At 60.7% G+C, this 12,336-nt stretch carries 7 protein-coding genes; all 7 read left to right on the top strand.

All coding sequences use genetic code 11. The annotated features are described in order from the left end of the window. Positions 1-414 precede the first annotated feature (414 nt). A complete protein-coding gene (gene glgA, locus GIW69_RS25650) occupies positions 415-2,001 on the top strand; it encodes a glycogen synthase GlgA (protein ID WP_236485572.1) in 1,587 nt (528 codons plus the stop codon). Positions 2,002-2,017: 16 nt separating this feature from the next. Then, entirely contained in the window at positions 2,018-3,790 is a 1,773-nt protein-coding gene (gene treZ, locus GIW69_RS25655) for a malto-oligosyltrehalose trehalohydrolase (RefSeq protein ID WP_236485573.1), read from the top strand. Between the two features lie 23 nt (positions 3,791-3,813). After that, on the top strand, positions 3,814-5,892 hold the full coding sequence (gene malQ / locus GIW69_RS25660) for a 4-alpha-glucanotransferase (protein WP_236485574.1): 2,079 nt from the start codon (positions 3,814-3,816) through the stop codon (positions 5,890-5,892). Next, positions 5,889-8,687, top strand: a complete 2,799-nt coding sequence (locus GIW69_RS25665) for a malto-oligosyltrehalose synthase (protein ID WP_236485575.1) — start codon at positions 5,889-5,891, stop codon at positions 8,685-8,687. The genes malQ and GIW69_RS25665 overlap by 4 nt, the downstream gene beginning before the upstream one ends. A 21-nt stretch (positions 8,688-8,708) precedes the next feature. Next, complete coding sequence (locus tag GIW69_RS25670) at positions 8,709-9,038, top strand: DUF2934 domain-containing protein (RefSeq protein ID WP_236485576.1); 330 nt, start codon at positions 8,709-8,711, stop codon at positions 9,036-9,038. 267 nt (positions 9,039-9,305) lie between these two features. Continuing rightward, positions 9,306-11,465, top strand: a complete 2,160-nt coding sequence (glgX, locus tag GIW69_RS25675) for a glycogen debranching protein GlgX (RefSeq protein ID WP_236485577.1) — start codon at positions 9,306-9,308, stop codon at positions 11,463-11,465. 1 nt (position 11,466) lies between these two features. Further along, the coding region (locus GIW69_RS25680; protein WP_236485578.1) for an acyl-CoA dehydrogenase family protein at positions 11,467-12,336 on the top strand (870 nt) is incomplete at its 3' end.

Raw genomic sequence — 12,336 nt, forward strand, 5'->3', positions numbered from 1 at the left:
GCCCCCACCCGCCCCCGTTTCGCACCCTCCCGTCGCTAAAACCTGCCCTTCGTCGGTGCGCACCTTCCGTGCGGCCGCTTGTATGCGCTATCAATAAACGGATTGTCGAACAATTTATCCATTTGGCCTGACCCGCTCTAGGATCTGGCCTAGACTCAGTTTCGCGGGGGAAAACCGGTCGGTCACAAAGAACAAAAAAAGTCGAAACTTTTGCGCGACGTGACGGGTCATGACAAAGACAGGGCCATCGCGACTGGTGCAATCCTTGCAACGGCACCTCCACCCATTCTGCTTGCGCGTGTTGGGTAGCGTTTGCTCTCCGACGTGTGGTGCGTGTGCGCCCGGCCACAGGATTTGGCCAAGCACGTCGCTTGTTCCGGATAAAAATACAGGTCAACAACACGGGAGATTCATATGATCAACGCGGCATTGGATATTCAGGGAGAGCGTGCTCATTTGCCTATGGGTGAATCGAGCACCGTGAGCGTCCCCGGCAGCCGGTCGATCAGCGCCCAGAGCCCGAAGGCAATGGCACCGGTCGCCAGCAAGAATCCCAACAAGAAAAAAGTGTTGTTTGTTACCTCGGAAATCGCCGACCTGGTCAAGACCGGCGGCTTGGGCGACGTCTCTGCCGCCCTGCCACGGGCCATGGCACATTTGCACGATGTACGCGTGCTGATCCCTGGCTATCCGCAGGTGCTTAACAGCGAAAACCCGATTCATATCATCGGTGAACTCGGTGGCCACGCAGCGCTGCCACCCTGCAAGATCGGACGCATGGACATGCCCGACGGCCTGGTGATTTACGTGTTGATCTGTCCTGAACTCTATGAACGCGAAGGTTCGCCGTACGGCGCCAACAATGGCCGCGACTGGCCGGACAACCACATCCGCTTCGCCCGACTCGGCCTCGCCGCTGCCGATATTGCCGCCAACCTCGCACAAATCCACTGGTGCCCGGAACTGGTGCATGCACACGACTGGCCTGCGGGACTCGCACCGGCCTATATGCACTGGCGCGGGCAGCGCACGCCAACCTTGTTCACCATTCACAATCTGGCGTATCAAGGCGTGACCAGTCTGGGCTCCTGCCCGGAGCTCGGCATCCCCAACCATGCCCTGCAGCAAGAAGGCATGGAATTCTACGGCAAGATGTCGTTCCTTAAGGCCGGCATGGCTTACTCAAGCCATATCACCACGGTCAGCGCCACTTACGCGCAAGAAATCACCACCCCGGACTTCGGCTGCGGTCTCGACGGTTTCCTGGCCGCCAAGACCCAGCAAGGCTTGCTCAGCGGTATTCCCAACGGCATCGATGAGAGCTGGGACGCGGCGACCGATCCGCACTTGTTCGCACCCTTCGAAATCGGCGACTGGGAGGGCAAAGCGATCAACGCCGCGCATGTTCGCAAACTGTTTGCCCTCGACGACAGTGAAGGCCCGTTATTCGCTGTGGTTTCGCGACTGGTCTATCAAAAAGGTCTCGATCTGACCGAGGCTGTATCCGAATACATTGTCAATCATGGCGGGCAGATCGCGATCATCGGTCGTGGCGAGCCGGAAGAAGAACAGGCCATGCGTGAATTGGCCCTGCGTTTCCCGGGGCAGATCGGCGTGCGCATCGGCTTCAACGAAACCGACGCTCGTCGCATGTTTGCCGGCAGCGATTTCCTGCTGATGCCGTCGCGTTATGAACCTTGCGGCTTGAGCCAGATGTATGCCCAGCGTTTCGGTTCGCTGCCGGTCGCGCGCAACACCGGCGGCCTGGCCGACACCATTGAAAACGGCGTCACCGGCTTCCTCTTCGACGAATCCACCGCCGAAAGCTATCAGGAAGCGTTGAGCCGCGCGTTTAAAGTCTTTGCCTTCCCCGAACTGCTCAATGCCATGCGTTGCCGCGCCATGGCCGCACCGTTCAACTGGTGCAAAGCCGTAGAACCTTACGCCGAACTCTACGAACAACTGGTGGCAAAGGCCTTGGGTAAAGCCGCACATAAATAACAGGGAGAGATAATCCATGCCGTTAAGGTCCCATGAACCCTGGCCACACGGCGCACTCCTGCTGGACGCCGAGCACACGCAATTCGCGCTTTGGGCACCTGATGCGTTTTACGTCAGCGTTGAATTGGAAGACGGGAAATCGCTGCCGCTGTTGCCTGAAGCTGACGGTTGGTTTGTCAACACGCTCACTTGCCCGGCGGGCACCCGTTATCGCTTCTGCATCGACGGTGAAATTGAAGTGCCTGACCCGGCTTCCCGGGCGCAGGCCGGAGACCTCGACCGCCACAGTGTGGTGGTCGATCCGCTGGCTTATCAGTGGCAGCAGACATCATGGCAAGGCCGGCCATGGAGCGAAGCGGTCATTTATGAACTGCACGTCGGCGCGCTGGGTGGATACGCTCAGGTTGAAGAGCACTTGCCGCGATTGGCTGAACTGGGCATCACCGCGATCGAACTGATGCCGCTGGCGCAGTTCCCCGGTGATCGTAATTGGGGCTATGACGGCGTCTTGCCCTATGCGCCCCAGGCGTCTTACGGTTCCCCGGAACAACTCAAGCATCTGATCGACTGCGCTCACCGCAACGGTCTGGCGGTGATTCTCGACGTGGTCTACAACCACTTCGGCCCCGACGGCAACTATTTGCACCGATACGCCAAGGGCTTTTTCCGCGAGGACAAACACACCCCTTGGGGCGCTGCGATTGATTTTCGGCGTCGGGAAGTGCGCGACTTTTTTATCGAAAACGCGTTGATGTGGTTGCAGGAATACCGCTTCGACGGCTTGCGTCTTGATGCCGTGCACGCCATCAAGGATCCGGATTTCCTGCTGGAACTGGCGCAACGCATCCGCGAGCAAATCAATGGCGACCGCCATGTGTGGCTCACAGTCGAGAACGAACACAATCAGGCCAGCCTGCTCCAGGAAGGATTCGACGCACAGTGGAACGATGACGGCCACAACGCCCTGCATGTGCTGCTCACGGGAGAAACCGACGCTTACTACGCCGACTATGCCGAGCATCCGACGGAGAAACTGGCGCGCTGTCTCAACCAGGGTTTCGTCTTTCAGGGGCATCTGACTCGTCATGGCGAACCGCGGGGCGAGCCGAGTGCTCATTTGCCGCCAAGCGCCTTTGTATTGTTCCTGCAGAATCACGACCAGATCGGCAACCGCGCCTTTGGCGAGCGCTTGCATCAATTGGCCGATCCCCGGGCATTGCGAGCCGCCACTTCGCTGCTATTGCTGGCGCCGATGATCCCGTTGATGTTCATGGGTGACGAGTACGCTGCCCAACAACCGTTCCTGTTTTTCACCAGCCACCACGGCGAACTCGCCGAACGGGTACGTGAAGGCCGGCGTAACGAATTCGCTGCTTTCAGCGCCTTTACCGACCCGCACAAACGTGAACGGATTCCCGATCCCAACGCACCTTCGAGCTTTCACGATTCACAACCCAAGCTCACCGACCGTGGCACTGTGCAGCAACAAGAGACGCTGGTGCTCTACCGACAACTGTTGGAATTGCGTCATCGCTTCATCATCCCGCACCTGCCAGGCACCCAGTCTCTCGGCACCGAGGTGCTGGGGTCTGGCGCGGTCAGCGCACGCTGGCAATTGGGCAATGGCAGCGTGCTGCGTATTGACCTGAACCTCAGTGACACCGCCGTGGTCAACCCACCACAGGTCGAGGCGCAGCAGTTATATCCGCTGCACGCCGCCGATCACACGGATCAAAATTTACTGGATCCGTATTGCGCGCTTGTCCGCCTCACGGCCGCAACCCCTTAGCAAACTCTGGATGGAGAGCGCCTATGAGCGATGCGCAACTGGAAATACTCGCAAGCCGCGCCGGCCTGGCGGTCGACTGGATCGACGCCAACGGCCGCCAGCAAAAGGTCGCCCCCGCCGTACTGCGTAATGTTCTTATCGGCCTTGGTCACCCGGCCGGTACTGCACAGGAAATCGACGCCAGCCTGCTGGAACTGCAAGAAGTGCAACAAGACCGTCATCTGCCGCCTCTGCTGACCAGCGACGTCGGCGTGGGCATTGATCTGTCGCGATACTTCGCCCCCGGAACGTCCTGTGAGATTCACCTTGAGGACGGCTCGCGGATGAACCTGAAGCTCGACAGCGAGGCGGTTTTACCCGGCCTCATTCCTGTCGGCTATCAGCACGTCTATATCGACGATCAACAATTTACCCTGGCCGTGGCACCCGAGCGCTGCTATAGCGTCGGCGACGCCGTGGACAATCCGATCCCTCGCGCCTGGGGCCTGAGCGTTCAGCTGTATGGTTTGCGCCGTCGCGGCGATGGCGGTTTCGGCGATACCCAAGCGCTGGAAGAACTGGCCCGCGCGGCCGGCGAGCGCGGTGCCGATGCGTTGGCAATCAGCCCGCTGCACGCGATGTTCAGCGCCGACACCGGGCGCTACAGCCCCTATTCGCCGTCGAGCCGTTTGTTCCTTAACAGCCTTTATGCCGCGCCCGGCACGATTCTCGGCGAGCGCGCGTTGCGAGATGCGATTGACGCCTGTGGTCTGGCCGACGAGTTCCAGCAGCTCGAAGACCTCAAACTGGTCGACTGGCCTCGCGCCGCCGAAGCCAAACAGCGTTTGTTGCAAGCGCTATATGACGGCTTCATCCACGGCGAACACCCGTTGCACGCGGATTTCAGCAGCTTTCGGCACAACGGTGGCGAGGCCCTGGAAAACCATTGCCGCTTCGAAGCCATTCAGGAAATGCGCGCCGCACGTAACGAAAGCCTGGACTGGCGGGAATGGCCGGAACACTGGCACGATCCGCGCGGTGCGGCGTTGAGCGCATTTGCCGAGGAATACGCCGAACGCATCGGCTATTTTGCCTTCTGCCAGTGGCTGATCCACCGCTGCCTTGAACGTGCACAAGCCGCCGCCCGTGGCGCCGGCATGAGTATTGGCCTGATCGCCGACCTTGCCGTCGGTGCGGACGGTGCCGGCAGCCAGGCCTGGAGCCGTCAGGACGAATTGCTCGCCTCCCTGACCGTCGGCGCACCGCCAGACATTCTCAATCGTACCGGCCAGGGCTGGGGTATCTCCGCGTTTTCCCCGGAAGGGCTGGTGCGCAACGGTTTCCGTGCGTTCATTGAAATGCTGCGCGCCAACTTCGCCCACGCCGGCGGTTTGCGCATCGACCACGTCATGGGCCTGCAACGGCTGTGGGTGATTCCCAACGGGGCCGCCCCCGCAGACGGCGCCTACCTGTATTACCCGATCGACGACATGCTGCGACTGCTGACCCTTGAATCACACCGCCACCAGGCCATTGTGCTCGGCGAAGACCTCGGCACCGTACCGGAAGGCCTGCAGGAAAAACTCATCGCCCGTTCGATGCTCGGCATGCGTGTCTTGCTGTTCGAACAGGACAACACCCATTTCAAACCGATTCTCGACTGGCCGGACAACGCCCTCGCGACCACTAGCACCCATGACTTGCCGACGCTCAATGGTTGGTGGCATGGCCGCGACATCGACTGGAATGCTCGACTCGGCGTGATTGACGCCAACGGCGAGATTGAATGGCGTCGTCATCGTGAGCGCGAGCGCAACGGGCTACGCAGTGCGCTGAGCGAGGATCCGCAAAACTTCCGCGAAGAGTCACACGAAGCCGATCAAGTGGTCGACGCGAGCGTGCGTTTCCTTGGCCACACCCGCGCGCCGTTGGTGTTGCTGCCGCTGGAAGACGCCTTGGGCATCGACGAGCAGGCCAATCTGCCCGGCACCATCGACGCTCACCCGAACTGGTCGCGCCGTTTGCCCGGCACCAGCGAGGCGTTGCTTGACGGCGACGATGCGGCACGACGACTCGAACTGCTCGCCTGCGCGCGACTTCAGGCTGCCGAGCGTGACCGATGAACCAAACGCTCATTCAACCGCTACGGGCCACCTTGCGCCTGCAATTCCACGCAGGCTTTACCCTCGATCAAGCCGTGCCGCTGGTGCCGTACTTCGCCCGGCTCGGCATCAGCCACATCTATGCATCGCCGCTGCTGGCCGCGCGCAAAGGTTCCATGCACGGCTACGACGTGGTCGATCCGACCCGGGTCAACCCGGAGCTGGGCGGCGAACCGGCTCTGCGCAAACTGGTCGACGCGTTGCGCGAACACAACATGGGGCTGATCCTCGATATCGTCTCCAACCACATGGCCGTCGGCGGCAACGACAACCCGTGGTGGCTCGACCTGCTGGAATGGGGGCGCCTGAGCCCCTATGGCGAGTTTTTCGATATCCAGTGGCACTCCCCCGACCCGTTGATGGAAGGCCAATTGCTCCTGCCTTTTCTCGGCAGCGATTACGGCATTGCCCTGCAAGACGGCACGCTGGCGCTGTGTTTCGATGAGCACGCGGGCGCGTTTCACGTCGAACATTACGAGCATCGTTTCCCGATCTGCCCAAGCCAGTACGGCGACCTGCTCAAGCCTGATGACACACTGGATGCCGAGCGCAGCGAAGCGCTCAAATTCCTGGCCGACCGCTTCAGCACGCTCAGTTACCAGACGGACGCGCATTCGCTGTCGATGCCGTTGAAGGAAGAACTGCGCCAACTGGCCAGCGATCCGCAGACGCTTCAGGCGATCCAGCGCAATCTCGAGCGATACGACTCGAAGACCGAGGAAGGCTTCCAGCGTCTGCATCAGTTGCTTGAGCAGCAGAGCTATCGCCTGGCCAGTTGGCGCACGGCGGCTGACGACATCAATTGGCGGCGTTTTTTCGATATCAACGAACTCGGTGGTTTACGCGTCGAGCGCCCAGCTGTGTTCGAAGCGACTCATGGCAAGATTTTCGAGTTGATTACCGAAGGCTTGGTCGATGGTTTGCGCATCGACCACATCGACGGCCTCGCCGACCCGCGCGGTTATTGCCGCAAATTGCGGCGCCGGGTCGACCTGCTCGCACCGGGACGGCACTTGCCGATTTACGTCGAAAAAATCCTCGGCGAAGGCGAAACCCTGCACACCGACTGGTCCGTCGACGGCACCACCGGTTATGAATTCATGAATCAACTGTCGTTGCTGCAACACGACCCGGCCGGTGAACACGTGCTCGGGGATCTGTGGCAGCGGCGCAGCGAGCGCCCGGCCGCGTTCATCGAAGAGGCAAAACTGGCGCGTCAGCAAATCCTCAACGGTTCGCTGGCCGGTGATTTCGAGAGCGTCGCCCAGGCCTTGCTGCAAGTGGCGCGGGACGATTTGATGACCCGCGACCTGACCCTTGGCGCGATCCGTCGTGCCTTGCAGGCACTGATCGTGCACTTTCCGGTGTACCGCACCTACATCAGCCCGGCGGGTCGTTCGGCTCAGGACGACGTGTTTTTCCAGCAAGCCATGGCAGGCGCACGCAACGACCTGAGCGAAGGTGACTGGCCGGTGCTCGATTGCCTGGCCGACTGGCTCGGCGGTAAACCGTGGCGGCGACGTCCGCTGGGGCGCTCACGGAAAATCCTCCGGCATGCCTGCGTGCGCTTCCAGCAACTGACTTCACCGGCGGCCGCCAAAGCCGTGGAAGACACCGCGTTCTATCGTTCGGCAGTCTTGCTGTCGCGCAATGACGTTGGTTTCAGCACGGAGCAATTCAGTGCGCCAGTCAGTGATTTCCACGAAGCCTGCCAGCAACGGCTCGCGCACTTTCCGGATAATTTGTTGACGACGGCCACTCATGACCACAAACGTGGCGAGGACACCCGTGCGCGACTGGCGGTGCTCAGCGAACGCAGCGTCTGGTACGCCGAACAGCTCGAACTGTGGCGCGCCCTCGCCCGGCCGTTACGCAGCGATGATCTGCTGCCGTCTCCCGGCGATGAGCTGATTCTTTATCAGGCCTTGATCGGCAGTTGGCCGCTTGAGCTGCAAGGTGACGATCAAAACGGATTCGCCGATTACGCCCAGCGCATCTGGCAGTGGCAACAAAAAGCCCTGCGCGAAGCCAAGCTGCAAAGCAGCTGGAGCGCACCGAACGAGGCTTACGAAAACGCCGCCAAGGCATTCACCGAACAGTTGCTCACCAGCGAGCACGGCGAGTTGCTGCGCGCGGCGCTGGCGAAAACCGTGCACAGCATCGCTGCCGCCGGAGCGCTCAACGGTTTGGCGCAAACCTTGCTGCGTATGACCGTGCCGGGGGTGCCGGATCTGTATCAAGGCGATGAGTTCTGGGATTTCAGTCTGGTTGACCCGGACAATCGCCGGCCCGTTGATTACACCGCGCGGGAGAAGGCTTTGCAGGACTCAGTGCCGACAGCGCAACTGCTGGAGCAGTGGCGCGACGGGCGCATCAAGCAAGCTTTGATCGGCCAAGTGTTGAACATACGGGCCGAGCACGCGGATCTGTTTCGTGTGGGCTCGTACCAGCCCTTGGAGGTGCTGGGTAGCCAGGCGCACAACGTCCTCGCGTTTGCCCGTGAACACAATGGCCAACGGGCCGTTGTGATCGTGCCGATCCGTTGCGCCAGCCTGCTGGAAAACAGTGCCGAGCCCAAGGTCGACGCGCTGCGTTGGGGCGATACGCGCGTGGTTCTGCCGATCCAGGACAGCGACATCAACTTTAAGGGACTTTTTTCGAGCACCGCAGTCACAAAAAACAGGGAGCTGAACATCAGCGACGCGCTGGGGGATTTCCCGGTCAATGTCTTTATCCAACACTACACATCAGCATGAGTTGAGTTCAGGAGCATTGCGATGAGCACCGACGATAAACGCATCCGCGAGTTCGCCTATCAAATCTGGGAATCCGAGGGCCAACCCGAAGGCCAGGAAGAACGGCATTGGGCGATGGCGCGCAAACTGGCCGAGGCCGAGGCGCTGGCGCCGAAAAAATCACCGAAGGCCACTGGGAGCAAGGCCGACGGCAAGACGCCCCAGACCAGCGCCGCCAGCGGCAAAAGCCCGGCGGCCAAGCCAAAGGCACCGGTGAAGGCCAAGTCTACAGGTGCTGCGAAGGTCGTGCCGCCGGGCGAAAAAGCCATCGAGAAAAAACCGCGGGCAGCGAAAAAGCCGCCGGCGATCTGATCCCTTTCAACACTTGAACAATTGAACGTGTGGCGAGTTCGCTCGCCACCGCAGTTGTGTTCGCGTCGATTAAATAGAACCAAACGGTTCTGAAACCAGTCATTCAAAGGAACTGGATAAACCAAACCCCTTTAGGCGCGAGCCTGCTCGCGAAAGCGTGATGTCCAATGACTTCGTTACTGAATGTCAGACCGCCTTCGCGAGCAGGCTCGCTCCTACAAGGGCGTAGGCCAAACATGAAATTCCCCCCGTTTTGCAGGAGCATCTATGACCCGTCCAAAGAAAGCCGAGCCCGCACACATCGCCGAACCTTCGAGAATCCGTGAAGGTCTGCCCTTCCCGCTCGGTGCTACGTGGGATGGATTGGGGGTCAACTTCGCGCTGTTTTCTGCCAACGCTACCAAGGTCGAACTGTGTATTTTCGATGATGCCGGGGAGGTCGAACTCGAACGCATCGAACTGCCTGAATACACCGACGAGATCTACCACGGTTATCTGCCCGACGCCCATCCGGGGCTGATCTACGGCTACCGTGTGTATGGCCCTTACGATCCGGAAAACGGTCACCGCTTCAACCCCAATAAATTGCTTATCGACCCCTACGCCAAGCAATTGGTCGGCGAACTGAAATGGTCCGAGGCGCTGTTTGGCTATACCATCGGCCATCCGGACGCCGACCTCAGTTTCGATGAACGCGACAGCGCGCCGTTCGTGCCCAAGTGCAAGGTCATCGACCCGGCGCACACCTGGGGCCACGACCACCGCGTCAGCGTGCCGTGGGACAAGACGATCATTTACGAAACCCACGTGCGCGGCATCAGCATGCGTCACCCCTCGGTACCGGAAAACGTGCGTGGCACCTTCGCCGGGCTGATGGTTGAAGATGTGCTCGAGCACATCCGCAAACTCGGGGTGTCGTCGGTTGAATTGCTACCCATCCACGCCTTCGTCAATGACCAGCATCTGCTGCAAAAGGGCATGACCAATTACTGGGGCTACAACAGCATCGCGTTTTTCGCCCCGGATCCGCGCTACCTGGCCAACGGCAAGATTGCCGAGTTCAAGGAGATGGTTGCGCACCTGCACGACGCCAACCTGGAAGTCATTCTCGACGTGGTTTACAACCACACGGCCGAGGGTAACGAGCAAGGCCCGACCCTGTCGATGCGCGGTATCGACAACGCTTCGTACTATCGACTGATGCCCGATGAAAAACGCTTCTACATCAACGATTCCGGCACCGGCAACACCCTCGACCTTAGCCACCCGTGCGTCCTGCAAATGGTCACCGACTCGCTGCGCTATTGGGCGAGCGAAATGCACGTCGACGGCTTCCGCTTCGACCTGGCGACCATTCTCGGTCGTTATCACGATGGCTTCGACGAGCGTCACAGTTTCCTTGTTGCGTGCCGCCAGGATCCGGTGCTGCGCCAAGTGAAAATGATCGCCGAGCCTTGGGACTGCGGCCCGGGCGGCTATCAGGTGGGTAACTTCCCGCCGGGTTGGGTCGAGTGGAACGACAAATTCCGCGACACCGTCCGCGCCTTCTGGAAAGGCGACGAGGGGCAACTGGCGGACTTCGCCAGCCGCATGACCGCGTCCGGCGAGATGTTCAACCAGCGCGGCCGGCGGCCGTATTCGTCGGTGAATTTCGTCACCGCCCACGACGGCTTCACCCTCAACGATCTGGTTTCATACAACGACAAGCACAACGAAGCCAACGACGAGGACAATCAGGACGGCAGCAACAACAATCTGTCGTGGAACCACGGTGTCGAAGGTCCCACCAACGACGAAGAAATCAACGCGCTGCGCCATCGGCAGATGCGCAACTTCTTCGCCACCCTGCTGCTCGCTCAAGGCACGCCAATGCTGGTGGCCGGCGACGAATTCGCCCGCACTCAGGACGGCAACAACAACGCCTATTGCCAGGACAGCGACATCGGTTGGGTCAACTGGGATCTGAGCGAAGACGGCAAAGCCTTGCTCAAATTCGTCAAACGCCTGATCAAGCTGCGCCAGGCGTACCCGATCCTGCGTCGCGGACGTTTTCTGGTCGGCAATTACAACGAAGACATCGGCGTCAAGGACGTCACCTGGCTGGCCCCCGATGCCACGGAGATGACCACCGAACATTGGCACGACGCCAACAACCGTTGCATGGGCATGTTGCTCGATGGTCGCGCTCAAGAAACGGGCATCCGCCGCAAGGGTGGCGATGCGACGTTGTTGCTGGTGGTCAACGCCCATCACGACATCGTAAATTTCACCTTGCCGGAAGTGCCTGAAGGCAGTTTCTGGACGTGCATGATCGACACCAATCAGCCCTCGATTCGCGGCCAGGAACGGTTCCAGTTTGGTCACGAATATTCGGCCACCGGCCGCTCGCTGCTGCTGTTCGAACTGCAACGCGAAGAAGAGGAATGACATGGAGCTGCGAGGCTTTTTCGCCCGGCAGCCACCAGACTACGCTGACACAAAGGCGCTGGGCCGGTGCTTGCGGGCGATGGTCGAGGCCGGGCTGGATCGCCTGCCCTTGCCCGGCAGCGGCTACACCCTGACACGCTTCCAGGCCTTGGCCGACGTGGGCGGACATGATCTGGGGTTGTGCAAGTTGTATGAAGGCCACACTGATGCGCTGGCCATCATCGAACAACTCGGCGGATCGCCCACGCCTGGCAGCACCTGGGGCATGTGGGCGGCCGAACCGCCGCAGGCGCGAGTGCGTGTCAGCGCGTCGGGGCATCTGGTCAAACTTAATGGGCGCAAAGCCTGGTGTTCCGGCGCCGCGGTGCTCAGTCATGCCTTGCTCACGGCGTGGGACGAGAACGATCGTCAGCAACTGGTGGCGGTGGCGCTGGATCAGCCCGGCGTGACCATCACCGATCAAGGCTGGCAAGCGGTCGGCATGGCGGCGACCGGCAGCGTCGAAGTGGTGTTCGACGACACTGAAGGTCAGGCCATCGGCCAGCCCGGCGATTACTTGCAACGGCCCGGTTTCTGGCAGGGCGGCATCGGGATTGCCGCCTGCTGGTATGGCGCCACGCGGGAAATCGCCGAACGCTTACGTCGACATTGCGCGCAACGTGATGAACCCCATGCGATGGCGCATCTGGGCACGGTCGACAGCGCCCTCAGAGCCGCCGCCGAGGTGTTGCGCAGCAGCGCCTTGCACATCGATGCCGAACCCGACGCCAGTGCCGAACTGCTCGCCCGACGCAGCCGCGCCGTAATCGAGCACACCGCCGAGCAGGTGATGCGCGAAGTCGGTCGTGCGCTCGGTGCAGCCCCCTATTGC

The organism is Pseudomonas syringae, from assembly GCF_021605415.1.
Classification (GTDB): Bacteria; Pseudomonadota; Gammaproteobacteria; order Pseudomonadales; family Pseudomonadaceae; genus Aquipseudomonas; species Aquipseudomonas syringae_S.